General features: G+C 66.8%; 12 protein-coding genes. 5 read left to right on the top strand and 7 right to left on the bottom strand.

From position 1 onward, the window contains the following. Nucleotides 1–56: 56 nt before the first annotated feature. Complete coding sequence (locus ACODSC_RS13445) at nt 57–563, top strand: response regulator (protein WP_488814495.1); 507 nt, start codon at nt 57–59, stop codon at nt 561–563. Here ACODSC_RS13445 and ACODSC_RS13440 read toward each other — a convergent pair. Continuing rightward, the gene (locus ACODSC_RS13440; protein ID WP_488814494.1) at nt 509–1,402 is read right to left on the bottom strand and encodes a lysophospholipid acyltransferase family protein; all 894 of its coding nucleotides are present in this window, start codon (nt 1,400–1,402) and stop codon (nt 509–511) included. The genes ACODSC_RS13445 and ACODSC_RS13440 overlap by 55 nt on opposite strands. A 73-nt stretch (nt 1,403–1,475) precedes the next feature. Further along, nucleotides 1,476–2,246, bottom strand: a complete 771-nt coding sequence (locus tag ACODSC_RS13435) for an SDR family NAD(P)-dependent oxidoreductase (protein ID WP_488814493.1) — start codon at nt 2,244–2,246, stop codon at nt 1,476–1,478. A 108-nt stretch (nt 2,247–2,354) separates the two neighbouring features. Between ACODSC_RS13435 and tipF the strand changes: the two genes are divergently transcribed. After that, the gene (tipF, locus tag ACODSC_RS13430) at nt 2,355–3,626 is read left to right on the top strand and encodes a flagella assembly cyclic-di-GMP phosphodiesterase TipF (protein ID WP_488814492.1); all 1,272 of its coding nucleotides are present in this window, start codon (nt 2,355–2,357) and stop codon (nt 3,624–3,626) included. 155 nt (nt 3,627–3,781) lie between these two features. On the opposite strand, the gene ileS is transcribed toward tipF, so the two are convergent. Further along, the gene (ileS, locus tag ACODSC_RS13425) at nt 3,782–6,691 is read right to left on the bottom strand and encodes an isoleucine--tRNA ligase (protein WP_488814491.1); all 2,910 of its coding nucleotides are present in this window, start codon (nt 6,689–6,691) and stop codon (nt 3,782–3,784) included. A gap of 340 nt (nt 6,692–7,031) precedes the next feature. Here ileS and ACODSC_RS13420 point away from each other — a divergent pair, with 340 nt between their 5' ends. Further along, a complete protein-coding gene (locus ACODSC_RS13420; RefSeq protein WP_488814490.1) occupies nt 7,032–7,916 on the top strand; it encodes a hypothetical protein in 885 nt (294 codons plus the stop codon). A gap of 129 nt (nt 7,917–8,045) precedes the next feature. Here the strand turns inward: ACODSC_RS13420 and ACODSC_RS13415 are convergent, their stop codons facing one another. The 4 genes from ACODSC_RS13415 to hfaA form a co-directional block, all read right to left on the bottom strand. Beyond that, nucleotides 8,046–10,952, bottom strand: coding sequence for a M16 family metallopeptidase (locus tag ACODSC_RS13415; RefSeq protein ID WP_488814489.1), 2,907 nt, complete (start codon nt 10,950–10,952; stop codon nt 8,046–8,048). Between the two features lie 110 nt (nt 10,953–11,062). Further along, nucleotides 11,063–12,322: a holdfast anchor protein HfaD gene (gene hfaD, locus ACODSC_RS13410; RefSeq protein ID WP_488814488.1), complete on the bottom strand. Its 1,260-nt coding sequence runs from the start codon at nt 12,320–12,322 to the stop codon at nt 11,063–11,065. Next, nucleotides 12,249–13,265, bottom strand: coding sequence for a holdfast anchoring protein HfaB (gene hfaB, locus ACODSC_RS13405; RefSeq protein WP_488814487.1), 1,017 nt, complete (start codon nt 13,263–13,265; stop codon nt 12,249–12,251). Before hfaB ends, hfaD begins: the two co-directional genes overlap by 74 nt. Then, the gene (gene hfaA / locus ACODSC_RS13400) at nt 13,262–13,702 is read right to left on the bottom strand and encodes a holdfast anchoring protein HfaA (protein ID WP_346497359.1); all 441 of its coding nucleotides are present in this window, start codon (nt 13,700–13,702) and stop codon (nt 13,262–13,264) included. Before hfaA ends, hfaB begins: the two co-directional genes overlap by 4 nt. A 118-nt stretch (nt 13,703–13,820) precedes the next feature. Between hfaA and ACODSC_RS13395 the strand changes: the two genes are divergently transcribed. Both ACODSC_RS13395 and ACODSC_RS13390 read left to right on the top strand, forming a co-directional pair. Beyond that, the gene (locus tag ACODSC_RS13395; protein ID WP_488814486.1) at nt 13,821–14,504 is read left to right on the top strand and encodes a rhomboid family intramembrane serine protease; all 684 of its coding nucleotides are present in this window, start codon (nt 13,821–13,823) and stop codon (nt 14,502–14,504) included. Nucleotides 14,505–14,598: 94 nt separating this feature from the next. Beyond that, nucleotides 14,599–15,024: a CBS domain-containing protein gene (locus ACODSC_RS13390; protein ID WP_488814485.1), complete on the top strand. Its 426-nt coding sequence runs from the start codon at nt 14,599–14,601 to the stop codon at nt 15,022–15,024. Nucleotides 15,025–15,133 lie beyond the last annotated feature (109 nt).

Here is a 15,133-nt window from a genome sequence, read left to right as displayed (position 1 = left end):
CGCTTGCGAGACTAGGGACATTCCCATAGCCTCGCTTGCAGACCGGTCGGGGCCTGATGTCTTCTCTGAAATCGCTGAACGTCCTGCTGGTGGACGACAACCAGAACATGCGCGCGATTGCGGCGGCCGTGCTGCATTCGGCCGACATCCGCCAGGTCTATGAGGCGTCCGACGGCGCCACGGGCTTCGGCCTGCTGCGCCAGCATGCGATCGACCTGGCCATCGTCGATTTCAACATGTTCCCCATGGACGGCGTCGAATTCACCCGCCTGGTCCGCAACAGCCCCGACAGCCCCAATGTCTATCTGCCGATCATCATGATGACCGGCCATTCCGAACGGACTCGCGTCTATGAGGCCCGCGACGCGGGGGTGACCGAATTCATCGTCAAGCCGATCACCGCCAAGGCCGTGCTGGACCGGATCAACGCCGTCATCATGCGGCCGCGTCCCTTCATCAAGACCGATGACTATTTCGGCCCGTGCCGACGTCGCCGCGATCTCGAAGCCTACGCCGGGCCCTTCCGCCGTTCGTCGGACGCCTCGCGCTCCAACGCCGCATAGACCTTATCGGGCCAGCGCTTGTGGACCCAGAACCAGTCCACCGGGTTTTCGCGGACCCGATCCTCGACGAAGCGGTTGGCGGCCTGGATTCCTGCCAGCGTATCGGCCGCCTTGTCCTCGCTCTGATTGACCACGATCGGTTCGTGCGCCGTCACCCGGAACCGCACGCCCGGCAGACGCACCACCGACAGCGGCAGCATGACCGTATCGAACTTCAGCGCCAGCCGCGCCGCGCCGGGCGAGGCATTCACCGGCTGACCAAAGAACTCGACCTCCGGCCCCTGATTGTATTTCTGATCGACCAGCAGGGCGATGGAATCGCCGCGCTTCATCCCCGCCATCAGCTCGCGCGTCCCGTCGCCCTTGGGCGCGAACAGGCGGATGCCGTACCGTTCGCGGCTCTGGCGGATCAGGGCGTCGACATACGGATTGTTGGCGGCGCGATAGGTCACCTGACACGGCACGCCCGAAGCCATGATCACCGCCGCCATCACCTCGAAATTGGCCAGATGGCCCGAGATCAGCACAGCCGGCCGCCCGCTGTCGCGCAAGGCGTGCAGCCGCTCCATCCCCACCACCTCGACCCGACCGCCCTCGGGCGTCAGCTGGTCCATCACCGCCAGCTCGGCGAAGGTCCGGCCCGTCTGATCCCACTGAGCCAGCGCCAGCGCCTGACGCTCGTCGTCGGCCATGTCGGGAAACGCGATCCGCAGGTTTCGCATCACCGTCTTTTGCGTTCCGGTCAGCGGCCCCAGCGTCCGCAGCAGCCAGCCGCCCAGCCCCGACGCCCGCTCGACCCCAAGCAGGCGCAGAAACCCGAACAGCGCCTGGAAGCTCAAAGCCTCCAGGCGCCAGATCAGATCTTGCTTTACACTCGCGGCGCGACCGCCCGTCGGGCTTGAGCGCGTTTCTTCACCAGGCAATCGTCAATCCACCGTCCACCACCAGAGTCTGGCCCGTCACATAGGCCGAAGCGGGGCTGCACAGATAGACCGCCGTGCCCGCGATTTCATCGGGCTGGCCGATCCTTTTAAGCGGTGCCGGCTCGGTGACCGTCTTCAGCAGCTCGGGATTCTCCCACAGATATTTGGCGAAATCGGTCTGGACCAGGCCCGGCGCGATGCAGTTGACCCGCACGTTCGCCGGTCCCCACTCGACCGCCAGGTTCCGCACCAGCTGCATGTCCGCCGCCTTGGAGATATTGTAGGCCCCGATCAGGGCGTTGCCGCGAAGGCCGCCGATGGACGAGATCACCAGGATCGCCCCGTCCTTGCGCTCCACCATCTGCGGCGCGACCATCTGGATCAGCCAGTGGTTCGAGATGACGTTATTCTGCAGGATCTTCTCGAACTGATCGTCGGCGATGCCCGCCATCGGCCCGGCATAGGGATTGGTCGCGGCGTTGCAGACCAGGATATCGACCTTGCCGAAGGCGGCGTTGGTCTCGTCCACCAGCCGCTGCAAATCCTCTTTGGAGGCGATGTTGGCCGGAACCGCGATGGCGCGTCCCTCGCCATACTTGCCGTTGATCTCGGCGGCGACCTCGTCACACGGCCCGGCCTTGCGCGACGAGATGATGACCTTGGCGCCGTGTTCGGCCAGACGTTCGGCGATCGCCTTGCCGATTCCGCGCGACGATCCGGTGATGATTGCGACCTTGCCGGTCAGATCGAACAGTTCCATTGCGTTTCCCGTGGTTCTGGCGGGGATATTTATCGTCCCGCTCTAGCCGAATGACATTGATAGCCTGATACTCAGGCGATTCCATCCGGGAGTGGCCGCCGCCAGCCGATGCGCAACGTAACAACGGGCTTCCTTTATTTCGCCTACCTGTTCCTCGGCATGACCGTGGGCGCCTTCCTGTGGCGCGCCGGTTTGGGGATCGGCGCAGGCGTGGCTGGAACGCTCGGCGCGCTGGGGCTGCTGGGCGCATTCCACGGCATCGTCACCGGCATCGCCGAGCGCCGCGTCCTGAAGAAGGAAATCGGCCAGGTCCGCGAGGCCCACCGCCTGCTGGCCGACGCAATGGAGTCGACGCAAGGCGCCCTGACCGAACTGGCCCACGCCATCGAGAGCGGCGTCCTGTCCGACACCGACGCCCTGACCGGCGAAGTCCGCATGCTGGAAACTCTGGTCCAGCAGATGAGCGAGAGCATCGACGAACGCCTGTCGGCCGCGCCCCACATCGGCGTCGAGACCTTCGAGGGCCGTCGCGTGGCCCAGTCCAACGTCCTGCTTCGCACCATTCACGACGCCCTCAGCGAGGGGCGGGTCGACCTGTATCTGCAGCCCGTCGTCTCCCTGCCGCAGCGCCGGACCATCTTCTACGAAAGCTTCACCCGCCTGCGCGATTCGACCGACCGGGTGATGATGCCGGCGGAATACCTGTCCCTTGCCGAGGGCGAGGGCCTGGTGCCCGCCATCGACAATCTGCTGCTGTTCCGCTGCGCCCAGATCGTGCGCCGCCTGGCGCGTCAGAATCGCAAGGTCGGCGTCTTCTGCAACGTGGCCCTGACCTCGCTGGGCGACGAGACCTTCTTCCCGCAGTTCCTGGATTTCCTCAGCGAGAACCGCGACCTGAACCAAGCCCTGATCTTCGAGCTGGGTCAGGCCACCTTCGACGCCCGCGGCGCCGTCGAGGCCCGCAACATGGCCAAGCTGGCCGACCTCGGCTTCCGCTTCTCGCTGGACAAGGTCCAGACTCTGGACCTCGACTTCGCCGACCTGCAGCGGTCCGACGTCAAGTTCATCAAGATTTCTGCCGACCTGATGATCGAACAACTGCTGGACCTGGACGGCGGCGCGCCCTTGCGTTCCATGCCCGACATCCAGGCCGCCGACTTCGCCGCCCTGACCCGTCGCTACGGTGTCGAGGTCATCGCCGAAAAGGTCGAGAACGAACGCCAGGTCGTCGACATCCTCGAACTCGATGTTGCGATGGGCCAGGGCCACCTGTTCGGCGAACCCCGCGCCATCAAGGACGAGGTCCTGGCCGAAACCGACCCCCCGGCCGAGTTCCTCCGCTCCACCCTGCGCAGCGCCGAACAGCGTAGGCGTTTTTAGCGAGTTCGCTCTTCTCCCCTTGCGGAAGATGCTGGGATTGCAGGCGTCGGGTGAGGGGTTTCTGTCCGGCTCTAAACGGCAATAGGGAGCTGCGGAAACAGCCCCCTCATCCGTCTCGCTGCGCGAGCCACCTTTTCCCCCGAGGGGAGAAGGACTTACGCGTGGGTTTCGTCCCAATACCGGACCGCGTCGGCGTCCCGGGCTGAAAGGTCTGGGTAGGCGGGGTCTGAGCCGACGTCGGGGACGCGGCGCCAGGAGCGGGCGCATTTGGGGTGGTCGGCGGTGGCGACGGTGACGGAGATGGTCTCGCCTTCGACAAGGTCGGCGCCCGAGGTGCGGAAGATCTCGGCGGCGTCGAGGCCGTCGAAGGGGGCGAAGCCCGAGGCCGGGGCGGTGACCGTAGGCCAGGCGTCCAGGGCGCCGCCGATCAGCTTCTCGCGGCGGGCAGACTCCAGCGATTCATTGACCACTTCGAGGACGGTGTTGATCGCGGCCCAACGCTCGGCCTCTGCCGTGTTCTTCCATTCCGCCGGAGTCTCCGGGATCACCCGCGCGCAGTTGGTCCCCGCATCCGGGAACCGCGTCGTCCAGGCTTCTTCCATAGTGAAGGGCGTCAGCGGGGCCAGCCAGGCGGTCAGGCGCATGAAGACCTCGTCCATCACCGTGCGGGCGGCGCGACGGCGAAGGCTGTCGGGGCGGTCGCAGTAGAGGGCGTCCTTGCGGATGTCGAAATAGAGGGCCGACAGGTCGTTGGAGCAGAACTCCAGCACCGGGCGGACGACGTCCTGGAACCGGTATTCAGCATAGGCTTGGCGCACATGGGCGTCGAGTTCATGCAGGCGATGCAGGATGAACTTTTCGAGCGGCGGCATCTGGTCCAGCGGCAGCCGCTCGGCCTCGTCGAAGTCGGCCAGGGCGCCCAGCAGATAGCGGACAGTGTTCCTCAGCTTGCGATAGGCGTCGACCGTGGTCTGGAGGATCTGTTTGCCGATCCGCTGGTCCTCGGAATAGTCGACCAGGGCCACCCACAGGCGCAGGATGTCGGCGCCGGACTCCTTGATGATGGTCAGGGGGTCGGTGGTGTTGCCCTTGGACTTGGACATCTTCTCCCCCTTCTCATCGAGGGTGAAACCGTGGGTCAGGACCGCCTTGAACGGGGCGCGGCCACGGGTGCCGCAGCCTTCCAGCAGCGACGACTGGAACCAGCCGCGGTGCTGGTCCGACCCTTCCAGATACAGGTCGGCGGGCCAGTGGGCCGGGCGGTCGCCGGTGTAGCCGTTTTCCGGCAGGCGCGGGTCCAGAGTGAAGGCGTGGGTCGATCCGGAGTCGAACCAGACGTCCAGGATGTCCTCGACCTTTTCGTAGCGGGCCGGGTCGTGGGCGCCCAGGAAATCGGCGTCCGGGGCGGTGAACCAGATGTCGGCGCCGTGTTCGGCGACGGCCGCGACGATCCGGGCGTCGACCTCGGGGTCATGCAGAGGCTGGCCGGTCTGTTTGTCGATGAACATGGCGAGCGGCGTGCCCCAGGCGCGCTGGCGGCTGACCAGCCAGTCGGGACGGCCCTCGACCATCGAGCGGATGCGGTTCTTGCCGGCGGCGGGGTGGAAGGCCGTGTCGTCGATGGCCGTCAACCCCGTTTCGCGCAGTGTGTCGCCGGACTTCAGCGGCTCGTCCATGCGGATGAACCATTGGGGGGTGTTGCGGAAGATGATCGGCGCCTTGGAGCGCCACGAGTGCGGGTAGCTGTGTTCCAGCCGGCCGCGCGCCAGCAGGTTTCCGGCCTCGATCAGCTTGTCCATCACCGCGCCGTTGGCGGGACCAAATTTGCCGGTCTTCTTGCCCTCGGTCTCCAGCACCTTCAGGCCGGCGAACAGGGGGACGCCGGGGTAGTAGGCGCCGTCGGGATCGACGGTGTCCGGCACCTCGTGATGACCGTGGGCCTTCCAGACCTCGAAGTCGTCGGCGCCGTGGCCCGGCGCGGTGTGGACGAAGCCCGTACCCGCGTCGTCGGTGACGTGGTCGCCGGCCAGCAACGGCACGGAGAAGCCATAGCCGCTGTCCAGCGCCGCCAGCGGGTGGGCGGTTTCCAGGCCCGAGGGATTGATGTCGTAGACGCGGGTCCAGGCCGCGATCTTGGCGGCCTTGAACACATCCTCGGCCAGCTTGTCGGCGACGATCAGACGGTCGCCCGGCTTGGCCCAGGGCGCGAACTCCAGACCCTCTTCCATGGCCGTGACCTCATACAGGCCATAGGCGATCTCGGGGCCGTAGGAGATGGCGCGATTGGCCGGGATGGTCCAGGGCGTGGTGGTCCAGATGACGATGGACGGGGTGCTGGTGCGGAAGGCCAGCAGGTCGTCGGGATGGTCGTCCGACGCGCCGGTGATCGGGAACTTGACCCAGATCGTGGGTGACACGTGATCGTGGTATTCGATCTCTGCATCGGCCAGGGCGGTGCGCTCGACCGGCGACCACATGACGGGCTTGGAGCCACGATACAGCTGGCCCGAGTTCTTGAACTTGTGAAATTCGGCGACGATGGCCGCCTCGGACGTGAAGTCCATGGTGGCGTAGCGGTTGGCGAAGTCGCCGGTGATGCCCAGGCGTTTGAACTGGTCGCGTTGCAGGTCGATGTATTTGCCGGCGTAGTCGCGGCAGGCGGCGCGGAACTCGTCCTTGGAGACCTCGTCCTTGCGGCGGCCCTTGGCGCGGAACTGTTCCTCGATCTTCCACTCGATCGGCAGGCCGTGGCAGTCCCAGCCGGGGACATAGTCGACGTCATAGCCCAGCAGGAACCGGCTGCGGACCACGAAATCCTTCAGCGTCTTGTTCAGCGCATGGCCGATGTGGATGTCGCCGTTGGCGTAGGGCGGGCCGTCGTGCAGGACGTAGAGGGGTGCGTTCTGCTTCTGCCGCTCGGCACGCAGGGTTCCATAGAGGTCGCCCCACTGTTCCAGGATGACCGGCTCCTTCTGGGGCAGGCCGCCGCGCATGGGGAAGGGCGTCTCGGGCAGGAAGACGGTGTCGCGATAGTCGCGGGCGGTGGATTCAGGGGCGTCGGCCATGGGGTCGTCTCGGCGTCGTGGGGTGAGCGTTCGCAGTCTTCGTTCGCCCTATCGCGCTTTGCGCTGCTCGAGGGCGGTGTCTTTCGCCCGGTCTAGGGGCGGTCGTCCCGACGTGCGCTAGGCAAGGCCCAGAGGCGCTACGCCGGGCGGCTAATCGAAATCGGGCGAAGAAGGACGCGGACGGTCATTATGCGGGCGGTCTAGCAGACGCATGCGGCATTGCGCCATCCCGAAGGATGCGGCTCATCAACGGAAACGAAAGGCTTTTGTCGTTTTGGTGAATGCAGGATCGGCTGGCGTCTTGTCTGGCCGACACGAAATTCGCTTGGGAGTCCCGCCGATGCGGCTGCGGATCACGAAATGGATGCTGGGCTTGGCGGCGGGCTTCGTCGTCACGACCGGCGCTGGCGCGGCCTTGGCGCAGTGCGACTCGGGCTGCGAGCCGCCGCCCTGCACCTCGTGCGAGCCGCCCCCGCCGCCTGCGCCCCCGTCCTGCGGTGGCGGTGGAAACTGCGGCTGGAACGGAAACTGGAACGGCAACGTCAACACGAACGTCAATGTGAACGTCAACGTCGGGGCGAGCGCCAACGCCAACGCCAATGCGAACTCCGGCGCGCGGTCCTATGTGAATGCGCGAGCGGGCGGCTTTTCGGGCAGCTATGGCGGGGGCGGCGGCGCAGCTTACGTCAGCGTGGACCAGCCCTATCCGACCACCATCCAGGGCCTGGCCGTCGAGGGCATGGTCGCCCAGACGGTGCGGACCCCCTACACCGCCTTCCGCAGCATGATGAAGCGCGTCGTCATCCAGGCCGTCTGCATCGACGACCGCCAGGTGCCGCACCCGGCCTCGCAGGTGAAGCCCGATCGCGAGATCGCAGAGGGCTATGAGGGCGAAATCTATCGCTGCCTGGCCGGCACCTGGCTGCAGGCTACGATCGCCGACTATGAAGGCGACATCAGCTTCGATCACGGCACGACCCTGACCTGCCGCAAGCACGAGGCGCTGTGGTTCGGCCAGGGCGGCAAGCTGGAATGCCGTCCCGAAAAGCCCGAACGCGACTGCAACGAGCGTTCGCTGCTGCGTCGCTACGGCGCCGGGGTGAAGATCCTCACGATGTACCGCGAAGAGGAATACACCGAATACCGCGAGGAACAGGTCGAGAGCGCGACCGTGCTGACCGGGGTCATCACCCTGGACGGCGGCGTCGGCGGCCGGGTGTTCTGAACGGGAGCCGAACCGGCCCGTTCAGCCGCCGCTCACGGTGCGGATGACACAATAAGACCGTCGGCTCTCCGTCGACGATCCTGAAGACTGGCCCCGGTCCGCGATGGACCGGGGCCTTTTTCGTGCGGCTTACTGGGCGGCAGAATCCGCCGGAGCTGCGGCCGTGTCCTGGGCCGTGACGGTGGCGCGCCAGGCGGCGTCGGGCTTCAGATACTGACGCGCAAGGGCTTGCAGGTCGGCGGCGGTGACGGCCTCAAGCGTGGCGATCTGGCTGCGCGTCTGGTCCAGCGAGGCCGGGTTGGACTGCGCTTCCGACAGCTGGGTCAGCCAGTAGCCGTTGTCGGCCATGCTGCGGCGGATGCGTTCCACGGCGGGGCGACGGGCGCGGTTCAGCTCGTCCTCGCCCACGGGCGTGTCGCGCAGGTCGGCCACGATCGCGTCCACCGTCTCGAACAGCTTGGGCAGGGCCGACGGCTGGGTCTCGGCCGTGACCGAGATGAAGCCGTAGCCGGGATAGACATCCGAGGCGCTGGAACCGGCGTTGGGCGCGTAGGCCAGGCCCTGCTTCTCGCGGATCTCGTCGTTCAGGCGCAGCTGCAGCACGTCCGACAGGATGGACAGCTGACGCGCGGTCTTGCGGTCGCCGATCTGGTCGGTCGTGGGCCAGGCGACGAAGCCCAGCGCCTGTTCGGCCGGTCCGGTGTGGTGCAGCTGGACCGGCGTGGCGACGGGGGCGGGGAACTTGCGTTCCGCCGAGCCGGCCGGCGGGGTCGGTTCGACGCCGCGCGAGGGCAGGGCGCCGAAGGTCGAGCCGACGGCGGCGATCACGGCGTCCACATCGACGTCGCCGACGACGGTGATCTCGACCGGACCCTGGGCCAGGGCAGAGCGGACGCCGTTTCTGACGTCGTCGATCTGGATCGCGGCGACCTGTTCGGCGGTCGGGGTCATCTCTCTCGCGTCGCCGCTGGCGAGCAGGCCGGAGGCGTCACGCTGGAACACGCCGCGCGGCGTGGCGCCAAGCTGGGCCAGGATCTGCGGGAACATGGCCTTGGTCTGTTCGAACGGTGCGGCGCGCAGGCCGGGATCGGTCAGGTATGCGGCCAGAACCTGAAGCTCGAGCTGCAGGTCTGCGGGCTTGGTCGCGCCCGAGAAGACGTAGGCGTCGGACGACTGGCTGACGGAGGCGCTGTAGGTGCGACCGCTGAGGACGCGGTTGATCTCGTCCAGGCTGAGCTTGCCCAGGCCGCCGGGCGTCAGGACGGTGCTGGCCATCGACAGGGGCGACAGCGTATCGGCTGGCAGGCCGAGTTCGCCGATGCCGGTCCGGGCGCTGACCAGGATCTGTTCGGCGCGGAAGTCGGTCTTCTTGATGTTCAGCAACGTGCCGTTCGGGAAGCGGACAAGGGTGGCGCCCAGGTCAGCGACTTCGGTGCGGGATTCCGGCGCGGCCGGGGCGCCGAAACTGTCGTATGGCCATTTCAGTTCGGCCTCGACAGCGCGGGCCTGGACGGGCGTGTTGCGCGACGCCTCCAGGGCGGCGGTGACGGCGGCCTCGCCGCCCTCGACCGGGACGGGCGAACTGAACAGCACCAGCGGGCCCTGGCCGTCGAACACGGCCTTGGTCGCCTGATCGACCTGATCAACGGTCAGGCCTTCGACAGCCTGGTTGAAGATGTCGAGGTTGGCCTGGGGCGTGCTGAACACCTCGTCGTCGTTCACCGCGCCGAGCAGGCCAGTGGCCAGGGCGGGGGTCGAACGCGTGGCGGCGGAGGCCACGGCGTTCTGAAGGGAGGTGCGGGTGTTGACGATCTCGCGCTGAAGCTCGGCGTCGGTCACGCCGTACTGGGCCAGGCGACGGCTTTCCTGTTCGACGGTCTCGAGCGCGCGCTGCCAGCCGCCCGGATTGAAGGCGACTGCGAGAGTGCCCGCGTCCAGGCTGTTGAACAGCGACTGATAGCCGGCGCCGGCCCCGATGAAGGGCGGGTTGTCCATACGGGCGATCTCGCCCAGGCGACGGTTCAGCACGGCCAGACCCAGGCCGCGACGGATGTCGGCGGCGCGTTCGGCGACCGTGTCGGGTTCCAGGTCGGGGTTCTTGATCCAGTTCAGCTGGATCGAGGATTGGATGCCCGGCTCGACCAGGATGCTGGTTTGGGGTTCACGCGCGGCGACAGTTCCGAGATCGGGTTCCGGGCCGTCGGCGGCGGTGGGTTTCCAGTCGGCGAAGGCCGCGCGGACTTTGGCCTCCATGGCGTCCACGTCGAAGTCGCCAACAGCGATGAAGGTGGCGCGCGAGGGGCGATAATAGGCGTCGTAGAAGTCGACGAACCGTTGGCGCGGGGCGTTGCGGATGATGTCGAGGTCGCCGATCGGTAGGCGTTCGGACAGGCGCTGGCCGGGCGCCAGCAGACCCAGCTGGGTCTTCAGCACGCGTAGCTGCGGCGTGTCACGGGTGCGTTCCTCGCCGACGATGACGCCGCGCTCGGCGTCGATGGCGTCCGGCGCCATCAGGGCCGCCGACATCATCTCACGCAGGATGTGCAGGCTGGGATCGACCGTCTCGTCCTTGGTGTTCGGCAGCTCCAGCATATAGGCGGTCTGGTCGAAGCTGGTGAAGGCATTGGTGTCGGCGCCGAAGGCCAGGCCCAGGCGTTCCAGGATGCGCAGCATCTCGTTCTCGGGCACCTCCTTGGTGCCGTTGAAAGCCATGTGCTCCATGAAGTGGGCCAGGCCCTTCTGGTCGTCGCGCTCCATCAACGAACCGGCGTCGATGCGCAGGCGGAACGAGGCCTGGCCCGGAGGCGTGGCATTGTGCAGCAGGGCGTAGCGCATGCCGTTGGGCAGCACGCCGTAGCGGACGGCGGGATCGGTGGGAATGTCGCTGGCGGCCTGGGCCCAGGGGGCGGACGGCGCGACTTGGCCGGCCGAGGCTGCGGGGGCTGCGGTCTGGGCGAGAGCAGGAGCGGCGAACGCTCCGGTGGTAAGGGCCAGTCCCGAGACGGCGACGAGCAGCAGATGACGCGCAGAACGCATGGTATCACTCCGAAACCGCAACCCCCGATGGCGCGATGCCGGATGTGTAAAGCGAGCTTGCCTTCCCGGCAAGCTGGGCCGACGAACCTTACCGACTTGTCATGTTTGGGTCAGCCGCCCGGGCGGCTGATGTAGAAGGTGGCGGTGTTGCCGACGGCGTTGGCGCCGACGACGGCGTTGCGGCCCGAGGCGACCGTGGCGCTGGTCGTGGCGGTGACATTGCCGGTGTTGGTCTGGGAGTTGGTGATGTTGACGTCGCCTCCGCACTGGGAACAGGCGTAGCCCGTCACCGCATTGCCGACCGCGTCGGCGCCGACGTAGGCATCGTAGCCGTTGACGCCGACATATGTCGCGTTGGCCTCGACCCCGCCGGAGTTCAGCTGGGTGTTGTCCAGCTTCAGATAGATGTCGTTGTTGCCGGCGACGGTCTCGTTGGCGACGCTGCGGGCGGCCAGCACCGTCTGGCCCTGAAGATTGGTCTGGACGCGGGCGTCAGCGCGGACGCGGCCGGCGTTTGTCTGGTCCGTTTCGATCAGCATCGAGCCGCCGGCGTTGGCCGTGATCGCCTGGTTGGCGCCGGCGTTGGCGCCGACCGTCAGATCCCAGCCGTTATCGACATAGACGTCGGTGCGCGCTTCGGTCGTCGAAGCCGCATTGGATTGACGGATGGCCAGGTCCTGGTGCGAGGCGCCGGTCGTATTGGTCTGGACCGAGTTTGCGACGGCCTGGGACGAGAAGGTCGCGGGCGCGGGGATGTACTGAACATCGGCGACGGTCTCGGCGAAGACGGTGGTCTGTGCCGTTTGATCGATGGCGCCGGTCAGCGAGGAAGAGGGGCCGCCCATGGCGACGGTGTTGGCGACGGCGGCGCTGGTCGCGAAGCCGCCCTGGAGCACGCGGCCGCCCGGCGCCTGGACATAGGTTCCGGCCTGGACGCGGTCGCCGGTCGTGGACTGGGTCGCATCGACGGCGAAGGTCGCGCCGTTGGTTGTGACGCCCAGATAGTTGCCGCGCGCGGTCGTATCGACGCTGAGCTGGCCGTCGGCCTCGCCGTTCATGACGACGTTGCTACGAGCCACAGCCGATCCCGTCATGGTCTGACGCGACACGAGGCCGGCGGACGCGGACGTCACTCCGCCCGCGAGCGCATTGCCCTGGGCGCTGGTGCTGACGGTCACCTGATCGACGGACAGGTCGATATTCACCAGGCCGGTGACGTCGCCGGACTGGGTCTGGGTGCTGGAACAGGCTTCGCCGGCTTGCGGATCGCAGACCGGCGTCGCTTGCGCGCTCGCTTCAGTAGCGAGAGCGGCGAACGTCGCCGTCGCGGCCATCATGCCAACGAGACGGATCGGCGCGTGTCTGGCCATTGTTCGTCTCCTGAGTGGGATAGGCCGGATAATAACCGCCGGTCGGACCGACGGTGGAATCGCCAAGCGGATCGTTGGCGGGGTTGAGGCAGATTTCGGGGCCGGGAGCCCCGTAGAGATTGGCCATGAACTCGACCGTGGCGCGTTCGACCAGGGCGCGGACGGCCAGCTGCGTCGGCTCCATCCCGCCCGTGCCGGCCGAGATGTCGAAGACGTTGCCGTTCAGGAAGTCGAACACGCCGGCCGAAATCTCGCGGCCGATGATCTGCTTCTGATAGGAGACGACATCGACGACTTCGAGCGTGGTCGTCTGGACCAGGCGCAGGTCCATGGCGATGTTCATCACATAGACGCGGTGGTTGACGATGCCCGAACCGGGGCGATTGCTGTCGACCTCGCCGCCGGCGATGTCGAAGCCGCCGGAGCGGATGTTGTAGTTCACCTCGGTGATGCCGCCGACGACATAGAAGTCCGAGCCGGGCACCTGGCCGGCCAGGATGCGGCGGTACTGAGTGTCTTCCGGCCCTTGGGCGTCGGGGGCCTGGTCGCCGATCAGCTTGTTGTTGGCGTAGCGCAGCTCAAGCTCGGACACCGACGTGTCGTAGCGTTCGACGATGCGCGCGCCGGCCTTGGCCAGGGCCGAGTTGGCCATCAGGGAGGCGCCGCCGGTGATCTGGCGGCCGCCATCGGCCGAGACCGTGCCGGTGTAGTCGCTGATCCGGCCCACGGCCATGCGCGGCGAGGGCAGATTGTAGCGACGGGCATAGTCGGCCAGGCAATAGAGCGCGGCGGAATAGGGGGTCGGGTTGGCGGTCACCGGCGCATTGCCGATCGGCGTCGCATACTGACCCGACGGACCCGCGACCGGGCTGACGCAGCCGGCGAGCAGCAGGGCGAGGGCCGAGGCGGCCGCTCCCCCGCGAATGAGATGGCGGCGGCTCATGGCAGGTTGATATTCCCGTTCAGGGCCGTGCCGGCGTTGATCGCGCCGGTGTTGGTCTGGGTCGAGTTGACGATGACGGTGTTGCGGCTGCCCTGGACGACCACGTTCAGTTGGTTGCCGATGGCGGTGGAGCCGCCGATGGTCGTGCCGCCGTTGCTAGACGAACCTGCGCCGGCATAGGCCGAGGCGACGCCGCCCGACTGGCTGGAATAGGACGAGGCGCCAGGCTGGATTATGCCGTTGACGATCAGGCGATTGCCGTTGGCGTCGCGGGTATAGCCGGTGGTCGCCGTGCTGGCGGCCGAACGCGCGCCGCCGTAACCCTGCTGGAAGCGCGATGCGCTGCCGGATCCGGTGGACTGGGCCGCAGCCGGCAGGCTCGCCGCAGCGGCGACGGCCACGACGGCGGTGGATAGAAACAGCCTCTTGGCGGGCATTACAGGGTTCCTCGCGCGCAAACGAACGGCGGACCCCAGGGGAGATCCGCACCCCAACCTGCATTAAGGTTATTAAGAAGCGCTTGATGTGACGCAGGTCACTGAGCATTTGTGCGCCATGTCAGACGCACCCGGTCGATTCGAACCGCAGAATAGCCAGCCCGTCAGAGAACCGGCGTTCAACGTGCCGCTGGTCGTGCTGCTGATCGTGCTGTCGATGCCGACGCTATTCTTCTTCCAGCGCGATCTGCCCGACATGGGCATGAGCATGGCCTTCGCGCCGGTGGATCTGGAGCAGGGACGCTGGGGCGGACTGCTGACGGCCATGCTGCTGCACGGCGGCTGGACCCACGCCATCATGAATGCGGTCGCGGCGCTGGCGTTCGGAACGCCGGTGGCTCGACTGTTCGGGGACAAGATCGGGCCGACGGTCTTCCTGCTCTTCTATATAGGCTGCGGCGTGCTGGCCGCGCTGGGCTATGGGCTGATCCATTGGGGATCGTCCGAGCCTATGGTCGGGGCGTCAGGCGCGGTGTTCGGCCTGATCGGGGCGGCGACGCGGCTGCTTGGAGGGCAGGGCAGGGTGCTGCCCATGACCGACCGCCGTGTGATAGGCGCGGCCATCGCCTGGATGGCCGTCAATGCGGTGACCGGCCTGATCGGCTATGCGCCGGGCGCCGACGGCGCGCGTATCGCCTGGGAAGCCCACGCGGTCGGCTTCGTCGTCGGCTTCATTGCGATCGGCCCGCTGGGCCGGCTGTTCGGCAAGGGCGTCGCGCCGAAATCCATCGGCGGCGTTTGATTCCTGGCGTGTGCTGAGCAATCATCGGTTCCCGAGCGGCCCTGTCGCCATTCCGGCCCTGCGGTCGTCTCTTCTATAGAGAGAAGGAGCCGCGATGTTCGTCGCCGAAATCCTCAAGACCAAAGGAAACGCCGTCTTCTCCATCACGCCCGACCTGACGGTGACGCAGGCCTGCGGGGAGCTGGAGCAGAAACGGGTCGGGGCGCTGGTCGTCTGTGACGGCGACCATGTCGTCGGCGTCTTCTCCGAACGGGACGTGGTCAAGGCCCTGGCCGCCGATGGCGTAGGGGCACTGGATCGTCCGGTCGCCGACTATATGACGGCCAAGGTGATCTTCGCCGAGCCGGGGGAGGAGATGTCCGTCCTGATGACTCGTATGACCGATCGGCGCATCCGACATCTGCCGGTGATGCAGGCCGCGCGTTTAGTCGGCGTCATCTCCATCGGCGATGTGGTGAAATGCCAGATCGCCGAGCATGCCCAGGAGGCGGCGAGCTTGCGCACCTACATAGCGGGCTGATGGTGCTTGTTCATGACCATCGATCATGAGTCTTTGAGAAAGTTTCGCGGTCTTGTCAGAATCCGCTTGCTGACAAATCGGGGTCTCCGTATAGAGCCGCCTCGCTCGG

This window comes from Brevundimonas sp. FG128, from assembly GCF_057809775.1.
This window is presented reverse-complemented; position numbering and strand designations above follow the sequence as displayed.

Coding starts and splice junctions, on each gene's coding strand:
- tipF (WP_488814492.1), top strand. CDS start 2,355: ATGCGCAACGTAACAACGGGCTTCCTTTATTTCGCCTACCTGTTCCTC.
- ACODSC_RS13415 (WP_488814489.1), bottom strand. CDS start 10,952: ATGCGTTCTGCGCGTCATCTGCTGCTCGTCGCCGTCTCGGGACTGGCC.
- hfaB (WP_488814487.1), bottom strand. CDS start 13,265: ATGAGCCGCCGCCATCTCATTCGCGGGGGAGCGGCCGCCTCGGCCCTC.
- ACODSC_RS13435 (WP_488814493.1), bottom strand. CDS start 2,246: ATGGAACTGTTCGATCTGACCGGCAAGGTCGCAATCATCACCGGATCG.
- ACODSC_RS13445 (WP_488814495.1), top strand. CDS start 57: ATGTCTTCTCTGAAATCGCTGAACGTCCTGCTGGTGGACGACAACCAG.
- ACODSC_RS13395 (WP_488814486.1), top strand. CDS start 13,821: ATGTCAGACGCACCCGGTCGATTCGAACCGCAGAATAGCCAGCCCGTC.
- ileS (WP_488814491.1), bottom strand. CDS start 6,691: ATGGCCGACGCCCCTGAATCCACCGCCCGCGACTATCGCGACACCGTC.
- ACODSC_RS13420 (WP_488814490.1), top strand. CDS start 7,032: ATGCGGCTGCGGATCACGAAATGGATGCTGGGCTTGGCGGCGGGCTTC.
- hfaD (WP_488814488.1), bottom strand. CDS start 12,322: ATGGCCAGACACGCGCCGATCCGTCTCGTTGGCATGATGGCCGCGACG.
- ACODSC_RS13390 (WP_488814485.1), top strand. CDS start 14,599: ATGTTCGTCGCCGAAATCCTCAAGACCAAAGGAAACGCCGTCTTCTCC.
- hfaA (WP_346497359.1), bottom strand. CDS start 13,702: ATGCCCGCCAAGAGGCTGTTTCTATCCACCGCCGTCGTGGCCGTCGCC.